19 protein-coding genes and 1 pseudogene (1 of these 20 cut by a window edge) are annotated in these 21175 nt (G+C 68.3%); 9 read left to right on the top strand and 11 right to left on the bottom strand.

What is annotated here, in order from left to right:
• Nucleotides 1-33, top strand: partial view of a DUF397 domain-containing protein gene (locus CCL05_RS06970; RefSeq protein WP_425275897.1) — the 3' portion only. The gene continues 117 nt to the left of window position 1, outside the view; only the last 33 of its 150 coding nucleotides appear in the window; the start codon falls outside the window, past its left edge; it ends in the stop codon at nt 31-33.
• Between the two features lie 92 nt (nt 34-125).
• On the opposite strand, the gene CCL05_RS06965 is transcribed toward CCL05_RS06970, so the two are convergent.
• The gene (locus tag CCL05_RS06965; protein WP_086559605.1) at nt 126-641 is read right to left on the bottom strand and encodes an ATP-binding protein; all 516 of its coding nucleotides are present in this window, start codon (nt 639-641) and stop codon (nt 126-128) included.
• A gap of 343 nt (nt 642-984) precedes the next feature.
• On the opposite strand from CCL05_RS06965, the gene CCL05_RS06955 reads away from it, so the two are divergent.
• Nucleotides 985-1809 (top strand): helix-turn-helix domain-containing protein, encoded by an 825-nt coding sequence (locus CCL05_RS06955; RefSeq protein ID WP_086559607.1) that lies wholly within the window; start codon nt 985-987, stop codon nt 1807-1809.
• Nucleotides 1810-1899: 90 nt separating this feature from the next.
• On the top strand, nt 1900-3363 hold the full coding sequence (locus CCL05_RS06950; RefSeq protein WP_086559604.1) for an aldehyde dehydrogenase family protein: 1464 nt from the start codon (nt 1900-1902) through the stop codon (nt 3361-3363).
• Between the two features lie 32 nt (nt 3364-3395).
• On the opposite strand, the gene CCL05_RS06945 is transcribed toward CCL05_RS06950, so the two are convergent.
• The 4 genes from CCL05_RS06945 to CCL05_RS06930 all read right to left on the bottom strand — a co-directional run bounded on the left by CCL05_RS06945 (nt 3396) and on the right by CCL05_RS06930 (nt 6200).
• Nucleotides 3396-4124: an HNH endonuclease family protein gene (locus CCL05_RS06945; RefSeq protein ID WP_143589821.1), complete on the bottom strand. Its 729-nt coding sequence runs from the start codon at nt 4122-4124 to the stop codon at nt 3396-3398.
• Nucleotides 4121-5530, bottom strand: coding sequence for an AAA family ATPase (locus CCL05_RS45530; RefSeq protein ID WP_208641401.1), 1410 nt, complete (start codon nt 5528-5530; stop codon nt 4121-4123). The genes CCL05_RS06945 and CCL05_RS45530 overlap by 4 nt, the downstream gene beginning before the upstream one ends.
• Nucleotides 5531-5604: 74 nt before the next feature.
• Nucleotides 5605-5880 carry a hypothetical protein gene (locus CCL05_RS06935; RefSeq protein ID WP_086559602.1) on the bottom strand — a complete coding sequence of 92 codons (276 nt, stop codon included), beginning with the start codon at nt 5878-5880 and terminating at the stop codon, nt 5605-5607.
• Entirely contained in the window at nt 5877-6200 is a 324-nt protein-coding gene (locus CCL05_RS06930; RefSeq protein WP_208641400.1) for a hypothetical protein, read from the bottom strand. Before CCL05_RS06930 ends, CCL05_RS06935 begins: the two co-directional genes overlap by 4 nt.
• 165 nt (nt 6201-6365) lie before the next feature.
• Here CCL05_RS06930 and CCL05_RS06925 point away from each other — a divergent pair, with 165 nt between their 5' ends.
• Complete coding sequence (locus CCL05_RS06925) at nt 6366-7163, top strand: helix-turn-helix domain-containing protein (protein ID WP_086559600.1); 798 nt, start codon at nt 6366-6368, stop codon at nt 7161-7163.
• Entirely contained in the window at nt 7156-7377 is a 222-nt protein-coding gene (locus CCL05_RS06920; protein ID WP_086559599.1) for a DUF397 domain-containing protein, read from the top strand. The genes CCL05_RS06925 and CCL05_RS06920 overlap by 8 nt, the downstream gene beginning before the upstream one ends.
• A gap of 12 nt (nt 7378-7389) precedes the next feature.
• Here the strand turns inward: CCL05_RS06920 and CCL05_RS06915 are convergent, their stop codons facing one another.
• The 5 genes from CCL05_RS06915 to CCL05_RS06895 all read right to left on the bottom strand — a co-directional run bounded on the left by CCL05_RS06915 (nt 7390) and on the right by CCL05_RS06895 (nt 16441).
• Nucleotides 7390-10632: a type I restriction endonuclease subunit R gene (locus CCL05_RS06915; protein WP_086559598.1), complete on the bottom strand. Its 3243-nt coding sequence runs from the start codon at nt 10630-10632 to the stop codon at nt 7390-7392.
• Complete coding sequence (locus CCL05_RS06910) at nt 10629-11840, bottom strand: restriction endonuclease subunit S (RefSeq protein ID WP_086559597.1); 1212 nt, start codon at nt 11838-11840, stop codon at nt 10629-10631. The genes CCL05_RS06915 and CCL05_RS06910 overlap by 4 nt, the downstream gene beginning before the upstream one ends.
• Nucleotides 11837-13477 carry a class I SAM-dependent DNA methyltransferase gene (locus tag CCL05_RS06905; protein ID WP_086559596.1) on the bottom strand — a complete coding sequence of 547 codons (1641 nt, stop codon included), beginning with the start codon at nt 13475-13477 and terminating at the stop codon, nt 11837-11839. The genes CCL05_RS06910 and CCL05_RS06905 overlap by 4 nt, the downstream gene beginning before the upstream one ends.
• A 100-nt stretch (nt 13478-13577) precedes the next feature.
• Nucleotides 13578-15767 (bottom strand): DNA methyltransferase family protein, encoded by a 2190-nt coding sequence (locus CCL05_RS06900; protein WP_143589820.1) that lies wholly within the window; start codon nt 15765-15767, stop codon nt 13578-13580.
• A complete protein-coding gene (locus tag CCL05_RS06895; RefSeq protein ID WP_086559594.1) occupies nt 15767-16441 on the bottom strand; it encodes an Abi family protein in 675 nt (224 codons plus the stop codon). Before CCL05_RS06895 ends, CCL05_RS06900 begins: the two co-directional genes overlap by 1 nt.
• 373 nt (nt 16442-16814) lie before the next feature.
• On the opposite strand from CCL05_RS06895, the gene CCL05_RS06890 reads away from it, so the two are divergent.
• From CCL05_RS06890 to CCL05_RS06875, 4 genes are all read left to right on the top strand, one after another.
• Nucleotides 16815-17366, top strand: coding sequence for a DinB family protein (locus CCL05_RS06890; RefSeq protein WP_086559593.1), 552 nt, complete (start codon nt 16815-16817; stop codon nt 17364-17366).
• Nucleotides 17367-17376: 10 nt separating this feature from the next.
• The gene (locus tag CCL05_RS06885) at nt 17377-18018 is read left to right on the top strand and encodes a PadR family transcriptional regulator (protein ID WP_086559592.1); all 642 of its coding nucleotides are present in this window, start codon (nt 17377-17379) and stop codon (nt 18016-18018) included.
• Nucleotides 18019-18091: 73 nt separating this feature from the next.
• Nucleotides 18092-19042: an ATP-binding cassette domain-containing protein gene (locus CCL05_RS06880; RefSeq protein WP_167409522.1), complete on the top strand. Its 951-nt coding sequence runs from the start codon at nt 18092-18094 to the stop codon at nt 19040-19042.
• Nucleotides 19039-19800, top strand: coding sequence for an ABC transporter permease (locus tag CCL05_RS06875; protein ID WP_167409521.1), 762 nt, complete (start codon nt 19039-19041; stop codon nt 19798-19800). Before CCL05_RS06880 ends, CCL05_RS06875 begins: the two co-directional genes overlap by 4 nt.
• A 10-nt stretch (nt 19801-19810) precedes the next feature.
• On the opposite strand, the pseudogene gad reads toward CCL05_RS06875, so the two are convergent.
• Nucleotides 19811-21174: pseudogene (gad, locus tag CCL05_RS06870) on the bottom strand (glutamate decarboxylase).
• Nucleotide 21175: the final 1 nt, after the last annotated feature.

Here is a 21175-nt window from a genome sequence, read left to right as displayed (position 1 = left end):
GACGGCGAGTTCGACCACCTGGTCGGAGGCTGACGGCCCGCCAGGCCCCTTACATATCGGGGCAATCGGTACTCAATGCGCCGCGACGCGCGTAGAACCGCGGCGCCAGGAAGCGCCGCGGTTTCTCATTCCGCGTGGGACCCCGTGTCGGGCCGCGGCAGCCGGAACAGCGCCCAGACCACCTTGCCGCTGAGCGCGCCCGCGAGCGGATGCCAGCCCCAGCTGTCGCTGAAGGAGTCGACGAGGAACAGCCCCCGGCCCGACTCGGCCGAGAAGTCGTCGGTCTCCCGCGCGACGGGACTGTCGTGGCTGGGATCGCGCACCGCGCACACCAGGCGCTCGGTCCAGCGCATCAAGTGCAGCCGGACGGGCGGCTCCTGGCCGGTGTCGCACCGGGTGCTCCCGGGCAGGCCGTGTCGCAGGGCGTTGGTGACCAGTTCCGAGACCACCAGGCAGACGTCGTCGAATCGGTCGCCCAGGTCCCACTGGTCGAGAGTTCTGCGCGTGAACCGCCGTGCTTCGCGCACCGCTTCGTAGCGGGCGGGCAGAGCGCAGGAGGCGGCGTCGGACACGGCCGCGGGATCCAGCGGCGGAAGGCCCTGCCGTAACGGCTCGAGCATGGTCGATCCATTCGTCCCCATGCGAGGCACTCCCGGGAATTCGCGGTCGGTGCGATGCGGCGGTGGTGCGGGACCATGGTTTCGGATGCGTACAGCAGATGCAAGGGCAGATGCACGTGCACGTGACCGGATTGAGTCGTCCCGTACCGCTTGTTGGTCAATTTTTCCGTCATCTTCACGCCCTTGTCTGCCCGTTCGCTTGCCTCTTCTTTGAATCCGCGCGCGTGCGTCCGCTGTCTCGATTCCGTTTCCGTAACCGGACGAGTACTGCTCGGAGTGTTTTAGTGGCAGACTTCGGCCCCTGAAGACGTTGGGGAGGCTGGCGAACGTGAGCGCGGGAGAGCCGGGATCGGTGGTGCGGCGCATGCTGCTCGGATCACAACTCAGGCGACTGCGTGAGGCTCGGGGCATCACGCGCGAGGCGGCGGGCTACTCGATCCGCGCCTCCGAGTCGAAGATCAGCCGGATGGAGCTGGGCCGGGTGAGTTTCAAGACCCGGGACGTCGAGGACCTGCTCACGCTGTACGGCATCACGGACGAGCAGGAGCGCGCCTCCCTGCTGTCCCTGGCGAAGGAGGCCAACGTCGCGGGCTGGTGGCACAGTTACTCGGACGTGCTGCCGAGCTGGTTCCCCACCTACGTCGGCCTGGAAGGCGCCGCCTCGCTGATCCGGGCGTACGAGGTGCAGTTCGTGCACGGCCTGCTGCAGACCGAGGCGTACGCGCACGCGGTGGTCCGGCGGGGCATGCAGGGCGCGAGCGAGGCCGATGTCGAGCGGCGCGTGGCGCTGCGGCTGGAGCGGCAGAAGTACCTCGTCGACGAGAGGGCGCCCGACTTCCACATCGTCCTGGACGAGGCCGCCCTGCGCCGCCCCTACGGCGACCGCGAGGTGATGCGCGGCCAGCTCCAGCACCTCATCGAGATCTCCGAGCGGCCCAACGTGCGGCTCCAGGTCATGCCGTTCAGCCTCGGCGGCCACTCCGGCGAAAGTGGCGCGTTCACGATCCTCAGCTTCCCGGAGTCCGACCTCTCGGACGTCGTCTACCTGGAGCAGCTCACCAGCGCGCTGTACCTGGACAAGCCCGAGGACGTCGCCCAGTACGAGAAGGCGCTCAAGGAACTCCAGAGCGACAGCCCGGGCCCGTCGGAGAGCCGGGACCTTCTGCGGGGGCTCCTCCAACTCTCCTGAAACCTCCAACTCTCCCGAAACGTCAGTACGATGACGTGTGATCAGATCGTGATGGCGCGATCGAAGGTCTGCTAGGGATCGAGGGATCACATGTCGTCGTCCTACTTCACCGACCTTGCACAGCAGTACATCGACGGTGAGTGGCGCCCGGGTACCGGCTCCTGGGACATCATCGACTTCAACCCGTACGACGACGAGAAGCTGGCGTCGATCACCATAGCCACGGTCGACGAGGTCGACCAGGCGTACCGGGCGGCCGCCCGGGCCCAGAAGCAGTGGGCCGCGACCAACCCCTACGCCCGTCGTGCCGTCTTCGAGAAGGCCCTGCGGCTCATCGAGGAGCGCGAGGCCGAGATATCCGAGGCGATCATCGCCGAGCTCGGCGGGACGCGTCTGAAGGCCGCCTTCGAACTGCACCTGGCCAAGGAGTTCCTGCGCGAGGCGGTCCAGCTGGCGCTGCGCCCCGAGGGCCGGATCCTGCCCTCGCCGGTGGACGGCAAGGAGAACCGCGTCTACCGCGTGCCCGTCGGTGTCGTGGGCGTGATCAGCCCCTTCAACTTCCCGTTCCTGCTCTCGATCAAGTCCGTCGCCCCGGCACTCGCGCTCGGCAACGCCGTGGTGCTCAAGCCGCACCAGAACACGCCGGTCGTCGGCGGCGCGCTGGTCGCGAAGATCTTCGAGGACGCGGGGCTGCCCGGCGGTCTGCTGAACGTCGTCATCACCGACATCGCGGAGATCGGCGACGCCTTCCTGGAGCACCCGGTGCCCAAGGTCATCTCCTTCACCGGCTCCGACCAGGTGGGCCGGCACGTGGCGACCGTCTGCGCACGGCAGTTCAAGCGCTCGGTCCTCGAACTGGGCGGCAACAGCGCGCTGGTGGTCCTCGACGACGCCGACATCGACTACGCGGTCGACGCGGCCGTCTTCAGCCGGTACGTCCATCAGGGCCAGGTCTGCATGGCCGCCAACCGCGTCCTGGTCGACCGGTCCGTCGCCGACGAGTTCACCGAGAAGTTCGTCGCCAAGGTGAAGACCCTCAAGGCGGGCGACCCGCGCGACCCGGAGACCGTCATCGGCCCGGTCATCAACTCCTCGCAGGCGGACGCCGTCGCGGGCGTGGTCGAGCAGGCCCTCGCCGAGGGCGCCACGGCCCTGGTGCGCGGCGGGCGGACCGACAACCTCGTCGAGCCGTCCGTGCTGACCGGCCTGCCCGCCGACTCGGCCCTGCTGCGGCAGGAGGTCTTCGGGCCGGTCGCGTTCCTCGTCCCGTTCGACGGCGAGGAGGAGGCCGTACGCCTCGTCAACGACACCCCGTACGGCCTGAGCGGCGCCGTGCACACCGCGGACATCGAGCGGGGCGTGAACTTCGCCAAGCAGATCGACACGGGCATGTTCCACGTGAACGACGGCACCGTCCACGACGAGCCGATCGTCCCGTTCGGCGGCGAGAAGCACTCGGGCCTCGGCCGGCTCAACGGCGAGACGATGCTGGACTCCTTCACCACGACCAAGTGGATCTCGGTGCAGCACGGCCGGAGCCGGTTCCCGTTCTGAGGACGTTCTGACCAGTATGGCCCGGCCTTGTCTCAGTGCCCTGAAGCGGCCTCGCTCCAGGCGACGAGAGCCGCGCCCAGTTCGGTCCCGAAGGTGAGTTCCGCCATGGCGGGCGTTCGCGCCCGCCGCAGGAGTGCGCGCAAGACGTCTCCGAACGGCTCGTCGAGGAGTGCCGCCGCCGTCTCCCGGGCCCCCTCGTGGTCCCCCCGAAGCGCCTTCGCGTGCCACACCGGCAGCAGGTCCCGGCATAGGCGGAACATCCTCACCCGACCACGCCGTAAGTCCTCACGGTTGAGGTCGAACACCCGGATCGAGTGGCACCCTCTGGCCGTCCGGGCCTGGTACTTCCCCGAGGCAGGAAGCAGCCGGAGGTGGTCGGAAGGGTCGTCGACGGTGGGGTCGATCAACAGCCGCTCACCCGTGACGGCGTCGCACGGGTACTCCTCCCGCTTTGCGTTGCTGTTGCAGAACGAGCAGGCCAACAGGTGGTTCTGCCAGTCGAAGGTACGCAGCGGGACCAACGCCTTGGGCTGGAAGTGGTCGATGTCCGTGCCTCGATTGTCCAGGCAGTACATGCACCGCAGGATTCCCGGGGCCATCAGCTCCAACAGAGTCCGTATCTCCGTCTTCGCGGCTTCGGCGTTGCTCCACTGCTTCTCCGCCACCTTGCTCGTGGCGCCCTGCTCCTTGATCCGGCGGGTGCCGCTGTCGCAGAGTCTGGTCAGCCGCGGTGTCGGAGCGCGTCGCCGGACGGGAATCACCAGTGGTCTCCCAGCCTCGCCGCCACCTCGTCCACCCGCGCCGACAGCGAGCTGGTGAGCAGCTCGCTCAGGTGGCGGTATTCACGCAGCTCTTCCTCGCTGGCCGCATCGTCGAAGACCTTCCGCTCCAGTCGTACCAGCCTCGCGCGCTGTAACTCGGCACGGCTGGAGTACGGCGACTCCAGGCCGAAGAGTTCGGACAGCGCCGCGTCGTCGCCGCTGCCATACACGATGCGACGGTAGAGCCCGTCGTCGACCACTTCCGGCGCCCGGTCGTCCTCATCCGGTCCGGGGAGCCGGATCAGTCCACCGGGGTCGGCCGCCTGGCAGATGTAAGGGCTGTGGCTGGTGACGATGAACTGGATACGGGGGAAGTGGACGCGCAGCCAGTCACCGATTTGCCGTTGCCAGGTGACGTGGAGGTGGGCGTCGACCTCGTCGATGATGACGATGCCGGGCATGCGGATGACGGGACGCCCTTCGTCGTCCGACGTGAGGTCGAGGGTGCCGTAGGTGGTTTGCAGTTGCCGGACGATGTCGAGAACGAGGGAAGCGACGGTACGGAATCCGTCGCTCATCTCCCGTAATGGGTAGGCGCGTTCGGGGCTACCGTCCGGAGCGACCCACAGGCCGTCGGCGTTGACGCGCAGGGCGCGATAGCGGTCCGGCAGTAGCCCGTCCGACAGCAACCTCAGAACCGCGTTCAGCAGTTCACGCGCGCCTTGCTGCTCTTCCAGACTGCGCAGCCGCAGTTCCTTGAGCCAGAAGACGCCTTCGGACAGCGAGGCGTCCTCGTGGAAAAGGGAGGCCATACGGCCCGCGGGCCCCGACGCGAGCATAAGCCGCCGTGCCTCGTCGCTGCCGCCCGTAAGCCGTCGGAACGGCCCGTAGGCGGCGCAGAACCAGCCCTGGGGGACGCTGGACGTCCATGGGCCGCGTGCGGCGAACTGCTTGATGGTGTCAAGTTCGCCGCTGTGCTCCTGGCCGAGGTACCCCCGCACCCGCGGCTGTTGCCGTACCCCGAGGCCCTGGTAGCTCCCTGGCCCGTCGGCGGTGTCCTCGGGCGCCGTCCAGGCCAGTCCCAGGGGAACCGGCCGGTCCGGCGCCTCGCCGCGCCCGGTGAGCCGGTCGACGGTCGGATCCGGCCGGACGTACACCCGCGCCCACGCCGACCGCTCGCCGCCGGTGATCCAGCCGCCGAAGTCCGGAACGAGGGAGCGAGCCACGTGCGGCCCGGCCAGGCACAGAGCCAAGGCGCGCAGGAAGGTGGACTTGCCGGAGCCGTTGCGCCCGGCAATCACGGTCCAGCTTCCACCGCCAGGTGGCGCGGACAGCGGGAGGTGGTCCACGGCGCGCGCACCGCTGAAGCCCTTGAGGTTCCCGAAGCCGATTCCGGTGATGTGCACCTGCCCCTCCCTCCTTTCGTGCGCCGAGCGGGGTCAGCCTCTCATGGGGCGCCGACAGCGGGGGAGGGGCGGCTTCACAGCCGGGCACCGCGGCTTACCGCGATCCGGCGTACGTCGTTCAGAGCCTCGCTCATCCGGGTCAGCAGGAACCGCAGCTGGTCAGGGGTCGCCCGGTGGTCTGCGAGCAGATCGACCGCGTGCTCCAGGAGATCGTCCGCCATGCCGAGCTGTACGGCCTCGACGGTGTCGGCGAGCTGGGAGAGGCGGCCGGTCCCGTCGGTGATGAGGTAACAGGGCTTGCCCTCCTCGCCGGCCCAGGGAAGCAGGCGAGCCGCGTCGAGGTCTGTCACACCGCCACCTTCACTCCGTGGATCACGCGCGGTTCGGTGTCGAGACCGTGGACGGCGAGCAGCAGCGCCCGTCGCCAGGGCCGCTGACGCCGGAATTCCTCCCGTCGCTCGTGGGCGACGAGGTAGGGGCGGACCATCGGCGTCTCCTCGCCGCGTAGGGGGCGCTCCCAGGTACGGCGTGCCGCTGGGCGGTGGAGGTACGGGGACACGGGCAGGTGTTTCTCGTGCTCGGTGGTGCCGGTCCGTCGGCGGTGTCCCTTGCCGGGCAGCAGAAGTCGCAGCAGTGGTTCGAAGAGCCAGCGGGCGATACGGTGCCCCATGTCGTCAGCTCCGTTGCGTTTGTTGATGGCCACACCCCCGGACCGGTGGCTCGGTCGCGGGGGTCTCGCTTTCTGTAGCGAACTGATCACACTGTGGGGCCGCAGTGGATAGCCTCGCCATGGAGGAGCAGGTGACAGAGCGTTTGTCACAGAGGAGTCGAACAAGTGGGCAGCATCTACGGGGACTGGCTCAAGGAGCAGCGCGAGGCGGCGGGGCTGACGCAGCAGCAGCTGGCTGACCGGGCGATTATGACGCGTTCGCACATCGCGCATATCGAGGCAGGGCGGCGGGTGCCGTCGAAGGAGGACGCGCGGCGGCTGGACAGGGCCTTGGGCACGGGGAATGTGCTGAGCAGCTTTCTGCCGCAGGACGATGAGGTGTCGATCGCCGAGTACTTCGAGAGCGTGCGTGTACTCGAACAACAGGCTTCGATGATTCGCGAGTTCGCGCTGGCGTACTTTCCGGGCATCCTCCAGACGAGGAGGTACGCGCGTGCGGTTCTGGGCGCGGCATTCCCTCCGGTGAGCGAAGAGGAGTGTGACAGGCGCGTTGTCACACGCCTTGAACGCGCGAGGATCCTCGAAGATCCCCTGTCGCCCGTAGTGTGGGCGCTGCTGGACGAGACGCTGCTACGACGTCCTGTGGCCTGCAGGGATGTCATGGCGGAGCAGATCACGCACGTGGTTCGCCTCGCGGAGACTGGACGTATCCGCGTGCATGTGCTGCCGTTTGGGGTGGGCCATCATCCGCTCGTGAACAGCATGCTCACGTTGATGTGGTTCGAGGACCAACCGCCCCTGGCGTACACCGAGGGTGGGCACGTTGGGAAGCTGCACGATTCCCCGGCCGGCGTCCGGAAGCTGCAGCACCGCTACGATCTCGCACTGAGCGACGCGATGCCTCTGAAGGACTCACTGGCTCTGCTCAGAGCCGCTGCGAAGGAGTACGGGCACCATGACTGAGCGCATCATCCCGAACGCGGCGAAGCTGAGCTGCTGGCGCAAGTCGTCGCACAGCGATGACAATGCCGGCAGCTGCCTCGAAGTCCTCGACAACCACCCCTCCGGCATACCCGTCCGTGACTCAAAGGTTCCGCACGGTCCCGCCCTGGTCTTCCCGGCATCCGGATGGTCGTCGTTCGTCACGGCGGTCAGGAGCGGGGCTTTCCCGTCCTGACCGCCGACGATCTCACGCCCACTCCTCCGCCATGACCTCGGTCTGCTTAAGCACCCGATCGACCGCGTCCGGCGCCTTGTCGGGCGGGTAGTCGTAGAAGTTCAGCAGGAACTGGACCCTGGACCGGATACGGTCCTGTGCCTGGCTCTTGACCCGCCAGTCGACGGTGACGTCCCTGCGGACGAGTTCGCACAGTTTGCGGGCGATCTCGCTGAGGACGCCCTGCCCCATCTCCAGCGCCGAGGGATTGGCGGCGACGGCGTCGTAGAAGGCCAGTTCGTCCTCGCCCAGACCCAGTTCGGCCGCACGGGCCCGGGAGGCGGACACTTCACGGGCGAACTCGACGAGGATGTCCATCGTCTGGGCCGAGCTGGCCAGGCCGTTGTGGTAGCGGTTCATCGTCTCCTGCATACGCTGGGTGAAGGCGCGTTGCCGGGTGATGTTGCCTGGGTGGGCGTCGCGGATCTCCTTGAGCAGTGAGCGGCGCAGGGCTTCGAGGGCGAGGTTGGGGTGGCGGGTCGCCTTGAGCGAGGCCACGAACTCCTCGTCCAGGTGCGACAGGTCGGGCTTGGTGAGGCCGGCGGCGTCGTAGATGTCGACGACGTCGGCCGCGACGACTGCCTCGGCGTTGAGTTGCTCGATGAGGCGGCGTTGGTCGGCGGCGGTGGCCAGTCCCTGTGCTTCGAGATGGTCCACGTCGATCTTCGCGCGTGAGGTGCGCACAGTGGCGAAGAACTGGATGTCAGGGAGAAGATCTTCCACGCCCCGGTGAGTCGGGCAGAGCGAGAACGCCTGGGACAGCAGCTTGCCGTAGCGCATGAAGAGCTGCCGACGCGTGGGCTCGCCCGGCTGGAGGTCGGGCTCCCCTTCCTTCAGGAACTCCAGGACGGCGTAGAGGGCCTCCTGGTAGCCCTCAGCTTCGTGAATATCGCGCCAGGGGCAGTCGTCGAGCACCTTGACGATCCGCTCGTGCATCTCGCGCACGGTCTTGACCGCTTCCGAGATGTTCGCACCGATGGTCTGTTCGTCCTGGTCGTCGTCCGAGGTGTACTCGGCGAGTGCGTCGGTGAGGTGCTGGGTCACCCCCAGGAAGTCCACGACCAGACCCGACGGCTTCTCGCCCCAGGTGCGGTTGACCCGGGCGATGGCCTGCATCAGGGCGGCCCCACGCATCCGGCGGTCGAGGTAGAGGGTGTGCAGGGGCGGTGCGTCGAAGCCGGTCAGCCACAGGGACTGGACGATGACGAGTTCGAGTTCGTCGTCCGGCTTCGTGAGCCGTTCCTGGATGCGCTTGAGTTTCTCGGGACTGCGGACGTACGGCGCGACCTCATCGTCGTCCCTGCCGGGACTCCCCGTGAAGACCACACGGATCTTGCCGGTGGTGTCGGGCAGCAGCCCGGTCTCCTCGTCGGGCTCGCCCGTCCACTCCGGGCGGCGAAGGGCGAGCGCGTTGAACAGGCGGGCGGCGATCCGACGCGACGAGCAGACGATCAGCCCCTTGCCGGGACTGCCGGTCAGCTTCTTCATTTCCCGGCTGCGGTCGTCCCAGTGCGACAGAACGGTGTCGGCGAGCTTACCGATACGTTCGGGCGCGCCGATGACGCTTTCGAACGTCGCGAACTGTGCCCGGGCACGGGCCCTTTCGGATTCGCTCAGCCCTTCGACGAGCCCCTCGGCCTGAGCGTCCATCGCGTCCAGGTCGGCGTCCTCGGGCAGCTGGACCTTGTGAAGGATCGGTTCGTAGAAGACCCGGACGGTGGCGCCGTCCTTAACCGCCTGCGTGTGGTCGTACGTGTGGATCGTCGGCCCGAACACGGCGAGAGTGTTGCCGGTCCTGTTGTCGATCGGTGTGCCGGTGAAGGCGATGAACGTGGCGTTCGGCAGGGCGTCGCGCAGATGGCGGGCGAAGCCGTCCTCGAAGTCGTAGTGGCTGCGGTGCGCCTCGTCGACGACGACGATGACGTCCCGGCGGTCCGACAGCACCGGGTGCCTGGCACCTTCCTCCTTCTCCGCCTTGCTGATGCGGAACTTCTGCAGCGTCGTGAAGATGACACCGCCGTTCCCCTTGGGCCGCGCGAGTAGTTTCTGCAGTTCGGTGCTGTTGCGGGCCTGCTCGGGCGCCCCGCCGATCACCCGGTGCAGGCTGTGGCTGGTGGCGAAGGTGCTGAACAGTTGGTCGTCGAGGTCGATCCGGTCGGTGACAAGGACGACGGTGGGAGTGGACAGCTCGGGGACGCGGGTCACCTTGCCGGTGTAGAAGAGCATTTCCTCGCTCTTGCCGGCGCCCTGCGTGTGCCAGATGACGCCCGCCCTGCCGTCCGTGGCGATGGCGGACTGGGTGGCGGCGAGTGCCGTGTTCACGGCGATGTACTGGTGAGCCTTGGCGAGCTTGACCACGTCCACGTTCCCACCCGTGCTCTCGGCGGAGTAGGAGAGGAAGTTCCCGACCAGGTCCAGGAAGTATTCGGGCTCCAGCGCTCCGGCGATCATTCGCTCCAGCGCGCGGCCGTCCTCCCGCTCCTCCTCCCGCTTCAGCAGGACACCGTCCTCGGCATGCCAGGGCGCCATGTGCTCCCAGGGGGTGAAAGGCGTGCCGAGACGGGCGGTGACGCCGTCGGTGGCGACGGCCGCGCACAGGGTGCGGAAGGTGCCGTCCCTCTTCAGCTCACGCCGGTAGTTCTGGATCTGGTCGTACGCCGCGCGGGAGTCGTCACGCCCGCTCGCCTTCTTCAGCTCGATGACCCCGAGCGGAAGGCCGTTGACGTACAGCACGATGTCGAAGACGAACACCCGCTCGCTGGCCGCGCGTATCCGGACCTGCGAAGCGGCGACGAGGTCGTTGCCGTGCGGGTCGGTGAAGTCGATCGGCCGGACGGTGACGCTGTGCGGCCTGTCGGTGAGCGGGTCCCTGTACTCGACCTTCAGGTCACCGGTGAGCTTCTTGTAGAACTGCCAGTTCTTGCGTACGTCGCTGCCGGGTGCCTGCCTCAGCAGCTCCTGTATCGCCTCTTCCACGGCGTGGGCGGGCAGCTCGGGGTGGCGGGTGGCGATGGCGGTACGCAGCCGGGGGTACAGGACCAGGTCGTCCCAGTTCTTCCGCTCGCCGCTGTTCGGGTTGAGCTCCCTGCCGGGAAAGTGCCGCCACCCGAACTCGGCGAGCTGATCGAGGGCCAGCAACTCCCAGTCCCGTTCGGAGGACCCTCGGGAGGAGCGGCCTTGTAATGCCGCTGAAGTGGCAGCACTTTCGGTGGTCATGAGGTGGCGTCCTCCACGGCGCGTTCGGCGTCCTTGACGCGGATCTTTCCGGTGACTAGCTGGGGCAGCAGGGTGTCTCTTAGGTCTGCGAGGGTGCGGTTCTCGACGGCCACTTGGTTGATGGACGCATGCAGCGCTTCAAGAGCGGCTGACAGCCGGGGGCGAACGTCTTCGGTGGGAAGGGTGATCGGCCACGCCGGCATGTCCTTGAGCGGGATCCGGTCCACCGTTGCACCGTGTACGGTGCGCCGCCTGATTTCCACCTGGAAGGGAGGGCTGAGGAAGGAGTGAAGCAGCAGGGCGCTGCTCACGCTCGTGGACTTGGGGCGCAGAAGGCCCATCCGGCGGCCCAGGCTCGCCCGTACACCGGGAGGCATGAGCGCGGCTTCTCCCAGGCGGGTCTCGTACGAGAACAGGACGTCACCCTCGCTCGGCTGTACGCGCCGGGTCCAGCGAGGAAAGTCTTCCTCTGAGAGGTGCGCCGATTCGGCCAGGTCCAAGAGACCTCCCTTGAGGCTGCTGATGCTGAGGAACCATGGCCCCTCCAGGGTCTTCGTGGGGGTGGCATGCGGTCCGTCGAAGACCTCAGTGATATCGCCGAGACGCACTGGCTCTGCGGTGGCTGCTGCCTCGGTACGCGCCTTGGCGAGCGCGAGAGAGGTTCGGGCAATCCGCTCGTTGACGGAGATCTTGTCGTCCAGGGCGTCCAGGACCTCGGTGACGGCTTGCTGTACGCGCGCGGGGGGGAGCAAGACTGTCATTTGCCGCAGGTGGGTGGGGCCGAAGTGCTTGATCACGCTCCCTACACCCATAGCTTCAACCTGGCGTTTGAAGGACGGGGCCCGGAGCGCATAGGGGATGAACTGACTGAGCACTTCGTGCGCCTTGGGTCGAAACCTGATGATGCCGGTATAGGGGATCGCGCCGACACCCGACTCATCGACTGTCGCAATCTCCCCTAGCGACGCTGACGTGCTGAGGAGAACATCACCACGCTGGAGGCGAAAGTGATCCCACCGTTGCGAGACTTGCTTTTCGTCCAGGAAATCGCATCCAGCGAGCAGTGGCGCCCCCCTTTTTAGTCCTGCAAGCCGAATCAGCGGGACGCCTTCTTGCCGGAAGTCTCGGGCCATGATCCCCGGGCCCTCCTGGAAGTCCAGGACTTCAGGGAGCTTTCTGTTGAGCCAGGTGTCCAGCGGGGGTGTCACAGCCTCCCCACCTGCTCCCGCACCACAGCCTCCAGCCGCCCCGACTCCTCGAACAGGGCGAACAGCTCCTTCGTCAGCCGCTCCACCTTCGCCTCCACCGGCTCGGCGTCCGGATCTCTCTCCGCCTCCGCGACCCCGACATACCGCCCAGGGGTCAGCATGAAGTCGTTCTCCCGAATCTCCGCCAGCGGAGCGCTCCGGCAGAACCCCGGCACGTCCTCGTACGTCCCGGCGCCTTCGGCTCCTCGCCAGGCACGGAACGTCGCAGCGACCCGTTCGATATCGGCGACCGACAGCTCGCGCAGCGTACGCCCGACCATCTCGCCGAGCCCGCTCGCGTCGATGAAGAGCACCTCGCCCTTGCGCCCCCGCACCCACTCCGCGTGCTGCCGCCCCTTGCCCTCCGCAAGGAACCACAGGCACGCCGGGATCTGTGTGGAACGGAACAGCTGGCTCGGCAGAGCGACCATGCAGGCCACCAGGTCGTCCTCGACCATGCCGCGCCGGATGTCGCCCTCGCCGCCCGACTTGCCGCTCATGGAACCGTTGGCCAGGACGATGCCCGCACGGCCGCCGGGGCGCAGCTTGCTGACCATGAGCTGGATCCACGCGAAGTTGGCATTGCCGACCGGAGGGACGCCGTAGACCCAGCGGTCGTCGATGCCGAGCCGTTCACCACCCCAGTCGGAGATGTTGAAGGGCGGGTTGGCGAGCACCACGTCGGCCTTCAGGTCCGGGTGCTGGTCCTCATGGAAGGAATCGGCCGGCTCCTCCCCGAGGTTGGCCTCGATGCCGTGGATGGCGAGGTTCATCTTCGCCAGCCGCCACGTCGTGAGGTTGCGTTCCTGCCCGAAGACCGAGATGTTGAAGCGGTTGCCGTCGTGCGCGTCGATGAACTTCTCGGTCTGGACGAACATGCCGCCCGAGCCGCACGCCGGGTCCAGAACGCGCTCCCCCTCCTGCGGCTCCAGCATCTCCACGAGGAGACGCACGATGGACTCGGGGGTGAAGAACTCACCGCCCTTGCGTCCCTCGGCGATCGCGAACTGCGCGAGGAAGTACTCGTACACCTCGCCCATCAGGTCCCGGGCCCCGGTGCGCCTGCCGTCGTCGCCGACCTGCGACTGGAACTCCAGCCGGTCGAGGAGCTGCACCAGGCCGGCGAGTGTCGTCTCGTTGACACGCTGGCTGTTGTAGTTGTCGGGCAGGGTGTCCCTGAGGGAGGGGTTGGCCTTCTCGATGGTGTCCATGGCGGAGTTGATGACCTCGCCGAGTGAGGGGCCGTCCAGGGTGCCCCTGGCCCGTTCCATCACCACGTCCCAGCGGGCGGCCGGGGGGACGTAGAAGAGCCCGGCGCCCGTGTACTGCTTGCGGTCCTCGACGGTCTTAAGGATCAGCTCCTCCGAGGCCCGGCCCTCCAGGCCGAGTTCGGCGAGCATGCTGCCGTCCCTCAGCTTCGCCTCCAGTTGTGCCCGCTTTTCGGCCATGGCCACGGAGACGTACTTCAGGAAGACGAGACCGAGAACGAAGTGCTTGTACTCGGCGGCGTCCAGGGTCCCGCGCAGCTTGTCCGCGGACTTCCAGAGGATCGCCTTCATGTCCTCCGGCTTGGTTTCCTTCTTCTTCCGTGGGGGCACGGGAACTCTCACTTCTCTTCTTGTTCCGGGTCGAGGATCACGTGCACGGCCCCGATCGCCGTGCAGCATGTAGGGGGAGCGGTCCAGCGGCCAGCTCCGGTCAGCGCCGGCGCAACGCCAGCTCGCCATCGGCGACACCCGCGGAGATACGGGTGGCAAGGCGGTCAAGGGCCTCCAACTGCCTGCGTACGTCTGCTCGCAGCCGCGCCGTCTCCTTCAGGATGGCCTCCAGTTCACTGATCTCCTCCGCGGGCAACTGAGGCAGGTCCATGTCGCGCAGGCTCACGCGCCGCACGAGCGAACCGCTGCCGCGGTACTGGTTGCGTGGGGCCTGGATCAGGTGAGCCAGCGTGTGCGGCCGCATCCACAGGGCATCCGGATGGTCGGGTTCTCCCCTGGCCACGGCTGCCACGTGCTCCCGGTACGACGTGATCCGCAGCCCCTGCACGGGTGACAGCAGTACGCATCCGCCGACATCGTCCACCTGGCACCGCACGCCGTGTTCGGCGAACACGATGACATCGCCCTGCTCGGTGATCTTTGCCGCCGAGTACGACGCCAGCGCCTCAAGGGCGATCCGCCGTTGACCCACGGGCAATTCGCCCAGCATCTCCTCGCGGCCGATGACCGGCAGACCGGCCGAGCCGATGTCGGAGTCCTTGATGCGATGCCCGGTGAGCGACTTCAGCTGCCCTGCCGTGAGCGGTTCGCCCAATTTGCGATGCCGTATCGGTGTACGGCGCTTCGTGATGCCCATGTCGCCGAGCCAGTCGCGCAGGTGCGGCATGGCGACCATGGCGGCCCGTCTCGCCGTCAGGCTCTCCTCAAAATGGTCGATGTCGGCCTCAGGCGCCGCCAGGCGGTGGGCCGGCAGTATCGAGCGGCCATCCAGCAACTGTTCCTCGCCCGGGCGTGGGGACCGCGCGGGAAACGGACGCCCGTCCTGTGGCTCCGCCTCTCCGTCCGCGAGGACCAACTGCGCCACTTCACCGATCCACTGGCGCCCAGCCGCCCGCCGCGCGATGCGGTCCGCGTCGATGAGGAGGACCTGCCGCGCGGTGAGGTCATGTGCAGGTGGCCGCAGGATCAATAGCGCGTACTCCGCACCCGTGCGGAACGGGTGGATACGGCGAGGGAGTTGGATGATGGCCTCGATGCTCCCCTCGACCAGGAGTTGCTCGCGCGCGTCGACCGTCGGTGCGGGTGAGGCACCTCGCGTACGCGTCAAGGTCCAAGTTGGCACGACGGCATAGCCCTGGCCATGAGGGGTGAGGCGGCGGACCGCTTCCCGTACCCACCACATCGGACCTTCCTCGTCCCGATCCCGCTCCCCGGAGGCGTACGGCGGTGAAGCCAGTACGAGGTCCGCGGTGGAAAAGGTCCACGGTTCGGCGCCGGGCGCGCCTCCCCACCAGCGTCGCTCGTCCAGGTCCGACGGACGCGAGCAGACGTCTGTGTACATCTCGTAGCTGAGAAGCCGGTACTCCAGGAGCTTGCGGCGTAGCGGGTCGGGCTCGACCGCCACCAGTTCGCCGTGGCCGCGGAGCCTGCCGCGTGAGCCGCCGTCCATACCAAGGAGCAGCTCACCCAGGCCAGCGCACAGGCTGATGGTGGATCGCTGGTCCGGACCTCCCTCGTTCGGCCCGATGAGCGAGGCGACGAGAGCGACGATCTCTCGTGGGACGGTGTCCATCACGAGGTCGGATTCGAGGCGTCCGGCGAGTTCCACATCTTCGTCGATACCGAGGATCGCGTCTGCGGCTTTGCCCGGTGAGCCGATCTCGTGCACAAGAGCCGAGACTGCCCGCCGGATGTCCGTGTCGGCCGCGTCGTAATCGTCCTGCAGGCCCTCCGGGAAGTACTCGGGCGCGAGATGTTGTCCCTCGCCCCGCATGGCGAGAACCGCCAGAGCTTGTGCGATCAGGGTTTCCGCCGAGCCCAAGCGATGCTTGAGCGCCACGAGACCGCGCAACCTGAGTCCCCGCCGGAACCGGTCGCCGTACGTGGGAATCTTGCCGTTCCCATCCGGTTCCGTGTCGGGAACAGGCCGCAGGTCAAGCCAGTCCGCGACCTCCAGAGCGCTGAAGAGAGGCTTGCTTTCGCTGCCGCCGATCGGCTCGGGGAAGGGCGGACGCCGGTCATTCGCGGCGGCCAGGGCGGCGGCTGAGAACCGGCGTCGCCAGTTGCTGACCGTCGGGCGTCCGACTCCGGCGAGTTCCTTTATTTCGCCGAGTGTTACTGGCGCGTAGGGCGCGGATGCGGACGTGGCGTGCGGGTCCCCCTTCGACATCACAGTCTCACCGGCTCCCGCCCGGCGATCACGTCCGCCTTGCGCGCGAGAACGGACGGCACCTGGCTGTGCTGCCGGTGCAGCTCGGCCTTCTCCGGAGACACGTACTGCATGAGCCGCAGCAGCGTGTCGAAGTCCTGCGCCAGGTGGCGATGGCAGATCCGCTCGTGGTGGCCGATGCGGTTGCGGAACTTGCGTACGTAGTCCAGCTGCTGCTGGAGTGCGCCGCGTCGGCCGCGGTAACCATGGAAGGTGTGCCTGAGGGCCGGATTCCAGAACTGCATCTCGTAGTTCAGGCCGCGGCCGGTCAGACCCACCCAGAAGCCGAGCGTCAGCTTGGCCACCATGTCATCGGCGGTGTACCCCGAGCCGTACTCCCGATGAAGGGCGTCCTGGGCACTACGTACCTGTTCACGGCCCTTGGTGGTGAACTTGACGCGCGGCGAGTCCCACCAGTCGGCACGGCCGTACCGCCCGCCCAGCTGCGCGTGGAACGAGTTGCGCATCGCGACCTCGAAGTCCCGCAGGATGCCGAGGAAGGCACGGGAGATTTCGCCGTCCCAGCAGTACAGACGCAGCGCCGTGGTGACGTCGCCGCCGCACTCGTTCAGGAACGGCTGGAACCGCTCCGCCGAGATCGCGTCGACGATCCGCTTGACCTCGTCCTCCGTCACCGCTGCTCCTCCCCCTGACCGAAACTTCCGTGTTAGCCTCGACTACGTGCGCCCCGGAGTACTGTCACTGCATTGCATACAGCCCGGGGCACAGCTCTTTCCGGAGCCCGACGGGCGGGCAGGCGACGGCTGAGCGGCGACCTGAGTGCGGTCCCACCTTGAACATCTACTACGTTAGGCCGTAGGGATGCCATTGTGCAACAGAACTACTGAGAAGCCCCCTTCTCAGTAGGAAGAAGTTGCTGTGGTTGTGGTGGGCGCGCCTTCTTCCCGTTTTGCGCGGTCTCCCTTGCGGACAAAACCTGACCGCAAGGGTCCGTAGCTTTGTCGGTGTCGGGGGAGAGGCCCCCGGATCCGGCGAAAGGCGGCGGTCATGGTCACTCACGTTCCCGCGGAGGCACACGGCGACGAGCGCGGAGCGCTGCTCTCCTTCATCGAGGAGCAGCGCGGCGGCATCCGGCGGGCGGTGCTGGGGCTGACCGACGAGCAGGCGAGCTCCCGTCCCAGCGCCAGTGAGCTGTCCCTCGCCGGGCTGGTCAAGCACGTCGCCGAAGTCGAGCAGATGTGGATCTCAATGGCCAAGGGCGAGCCGCCGGCCGTCGTGCGGGACCAGAGCAACTGGCACGAGTGCTTCCGGCTGGTCGAGGGGGAGACCGTCGAGTCGCAGCTGGCGTACTGGGAGAAGGTCGCCGCCGAGACGGAGGCGTACATCCGCTCGGTGCCGAGCCTCGATGACACCTTCGCGCTGCCGGCCCAGCCCTGGTTCCCGCCGGACGGCCGGGTCTCCCACCGCTGGCTGTGCCTCCACCTCATCCGCGAGACGGCCCGGCACGCCGGTCACGCCGACATCATCCGGGAGTCGCTGGACGGCAGGACCGCCTTCGAGCTGGTGGCCGAGGAGCAGCAGGTGGCGGCCGGGTCATAACCTGGGCCGCATGTCAGCGATCCGTCTCCTCGTGCTCGGCGCGGTCCGTATGCACGGGCGGGCCCACGGCTACCAGGTGCGCAACGACCTGGAGTACTGGGGCGCGCACGAGTGGTCCAACGCCAAGCCCGGCTCGATCTACCACGCCCTGAAGCAGATGGCGAAGCAGGGACTGCTGCACGCGCACGAGACCGCCCCGTCCACGGCCGGCGGCCCGCCGCGCACCGAGTACGAGATCACCGGGCAGGGCACCGAGGAGTACTTCCGGCTGCTGCGCGAGGCACTGGTCACGTACGACCAGCGGGGGGACGTGAAGACGGCCGCCGTGGGCTTCGTCGTCGACCTGCCGCGGGCGGAGGCGGTCGCGCTGCTGAAGGAGCGCACCCTGCGGATCGAGCAGTGGCGGGCCTCCGTCTTGGAGCACTACGTCCCCGAGGAGGGGCCCGGGCAGCTGGGCCACATCGGCGAGATCATGAACATGTGGGTCCACACGGCCGATTCCGAGGCCGAGTGGACCCGCGGTCTCATCGAGCGCATCGAGGGCGGCGCCTACACCTTCGCCGACGAGGGCGACCCGTTCGTGGGCGTCCTGGCCGAGGACGCGGAGAACCCGTACGCGACGGGGGAGCGGCATCCCGGGGACGCCCACTAATCAAGTTTGACGAATGGCTCGGGCGGATTTACGTTTGTGCTTGTAGTCAACTTTGACTAGCGAGGGAGACTCAGTGGCCGACACGGCGATCACCGTCGAAGGCGCGGAGAAGAGATACGGCGACAAGAAGGCGCTGGCCGGGCTCGACCTGCGGGTCGCGCGCGGCACGGTGCACGGGGTGCTCGGGCCGAACGGCGCGGGCAAGACGACCCTGGTGAGGATCCTGTCCACGCTGCTGCGCCCCGACGCGGGCCGGATCGAGGTGGCCGGGCACGACGTGGTGCGCGAAGCGTACGCGGTCCGCCTGCGCATCGGTCTGCTCGGCCAGCACGCCGCGCTCGACGAGGAGCTCGGCGGCCGGCAGAACCTGGAGCTGTTCGGCCGGCTGCACCACCTGGGCGCGCGGCGGGCACGCGCGCGTGCCGGTGAACTTCTGGAGCGCTTCGATCTGGCCGACACCGGCCGCAAGGCGGTCCGGCAGTACAGCGGCGGCATGCGGCGCCGCCTGGACCTCGCGGCCTCCCTGATCACGGAACCGGAGGTGCTGTTCCTGGACGAGCCGACCACCGGCCTCGACCCGCGCGGTCGCGCCGAAGTGTGGGACTCCGTCCGCTCCCTGGTCGGCGGCGGTACGACGGTTCTGCTCACCACGCAGTACCTGGAGGAGGCCGACCAGCTCGCCGACTGCATCTCGGTCGTCGACGCCGGCCGCGTCATCGCCGAGGGCACGGTGGACGAGCTGAAGGCGCAGACCGGCGGCGACCGCATCGACGTGGTCCTGCGGGATGCCGGCCAACTGGGGGACGCCGTCGCCCTGTTGCCCCTCGCCGGGGTCAGCGTCGACACCCACCGCCGACTGCTGAGCGCCCCCGTGACCGACCGCATGGAGGCGCTCTCCGGAGTCGTACGGGCCCTTCAGCAGGCCGGTATCGAGGCGGAGGACGTCGCCCTGCGCCGCCCGACGCTGGACGAGGTGTTCCTGCACCTCACAGGAGACGACCGCCGAGTGAGGGAGGCCGCGTGACCGCCCACGCCCTGACCGACTCCTGGACCATGACCCGCCGGGAACTCGCCCGCTGGGGACGGCAGCCGGTCCAGCTGGTCGTCAACCTCGTCTTCCCGGTGATGCTGCTGCTCATGTTCGGCTACCTGGTCGGCGGCGGCCGGGGCGTGGGCGGCGCGTACCGCGACTACCTGATCCCGGGCATGCTCGCGCTCACCATGGCCTTCGGCCTGGAGGGCACGATGATCGCCGTCACCCGGGACCTCGACAAGGGCGTCGTCGACCGCTTCCGCTCCATGCCCATGGCCAACGGAGCCGTGCTGGTGGGCCGTTCGGCCGCCGACATGCTCCAGTCGGTGATGGCCCTGGTGGTGCTGATCGGCGTGGGCGCCGCCCTCGGCTGGCGGACCCACGGCACTGCGGCGGCCTTCCTGGGAGCCGTGGGCCTGCTGCTCCTGTTCCGGTTCGCCATGCTGTGGATCGGCATCCACCTGGCGCTGGTGGCCGGGAAGCCGGAGATGGTCCAGGCCGTGCAGATCCTGGTCTGGCCGGTCGGCTTCCTGTCCAACGCCCTGGCCCTGCCCGACTCCATGCCCGGCTGGCTCGGCACGGTCGTCGAGTGGAACCCGATGTCCCACACGGCCACGGCCGTACGGGACCTGTTCGGCAGCCCCGGCGCGGAGTCGGGGCACGTGTGGGCGGCGATCGTCTGGCCCCTGGCCCTGCTGGCGGTGTTCTTCCCGCTGGCGGTGCGCAGGTTCGGGCGGCTGAGCCGCTGATCGGCGAGCCCTAGTGGTGGAAGCTGGTGGCCGCGCCCTTGTCCCGGGTGAAGGGGCGCGACTGCCGGCGCAGCTCCGGCAGCAGGCGTTCCAGGTCCTGCGTGAGAAGCTCGGCGAGGTCGGCCGAGAACCCGTTGCGGCACACCACCCGCAGCACGGACAGGTCCTCGCGGTTGGCCGGGAAGGTGTACGCGGGCACCAGCCAGCCGCTCTCGCGCAGCCGCCGCGAGACGTCGAAGACGTCGTACGACGTGACGTCCGGCGCGGTCGTGAAGGCGAACACCGGCAGCTCGTCGCCGCGGGTCAGCAGCCGGAAGTCGCCCAGCGCCTCGATCCGCGCTGCCATGCCCGTGGCCACGTCCCGCGCGGCCTGCTGCACGGCCCGGTAGCCCTCCCGGCCCAGCCGCAGGAACGTGTAGTACTGGGCCACGACCTGCGCGCCGGGCCGGGAGAAGTTGAGGGCGAAGGTCGGCATGTCGCCGCCCAGGTAGTTCACCCGGAACACCAGCTCCTCCGGCAGCGCCTCCGCGTCCCGCCACAGCGCCCAGCCGACGCCCGGGTAGACCAGCCCGTACTTGTGCCCCGAGGTGTTGATCGACGCCACCCTCGGCAGCCGGAAGTCCCAGACCAGGTCCTCGTCGAGGAACGGCGCGACCATGGCGCCGGACGCCCCGTCGACATGCACGGGGATGTCGAGTCCGGTCCGCTCCTGCACCGCGTCCAGCGCCGCGCACAGTTCGGCGACCGGCTCGTAGGACCCGTCGAAGGTCGAGCCCAGGATGCCGACGACCCCGATGGTGTTCTCGTCGCACAGCTCGGCCGCGGCCTGCGGGTCCAGGTGGAACCGCTCTCCCTCCATGGGGACCAGCCGGGGCTCGACCTCCCAGAAGTTGCAGAACTTGTCCCAGCAGACCTGCACGTTCACGCCCATCACCAGATTGGGCCGCACCCCCGGGTACCGGTCGGCGTTGCGCCGCGCCCAGCGCCGCTTCAGCGCCATCCCGGCGAGCATGCACGCCTCGCTCGACCCGGTCGTCGAACAGCCCACGGCCGCCGCCGGATCGGGCGCGTGCCACAGGTCGGCGAGCATCGCCACGCACCGCCGCTCCAGCTCGGCCGTGCGCGGGTACTCGTCCTTGTCGATCATGTTCTTGTCNNGGTGACGAAGGTGGCGAGGTTCAGCCGCGCGTTGCCGTCGAGCATCAGCTCGTCGCGCACCAGCTGGTGGGCGGTCACCGGCGCCATCGGCTGGTCCGGGAGCCGGTGCGTGGGCGGGGCCTCGGCCATGTCGCCGACGGGGTTGGCGGGGCCGTAGAAGGGGTTGACGGACAGCCGGCGTTCGCCGGTCTGGCGGGGGCCTTCGTTGAGCGGCAAG

The sequence above is a fragment of the Streptomyces africanus genome (assembly GCF_002150735.1).
Lineage (GTDB): Bacteria > Actinomycetota > Actinomycetes > Streptomycetales > Streptomycetaceae > Streptomyces > Streptomyces africanus.
The sequence above is the reverse complement of the archived record's forward strand: the minus strand, read 5'-3'. Positions and strand labels throughout refer to the sequence as shown.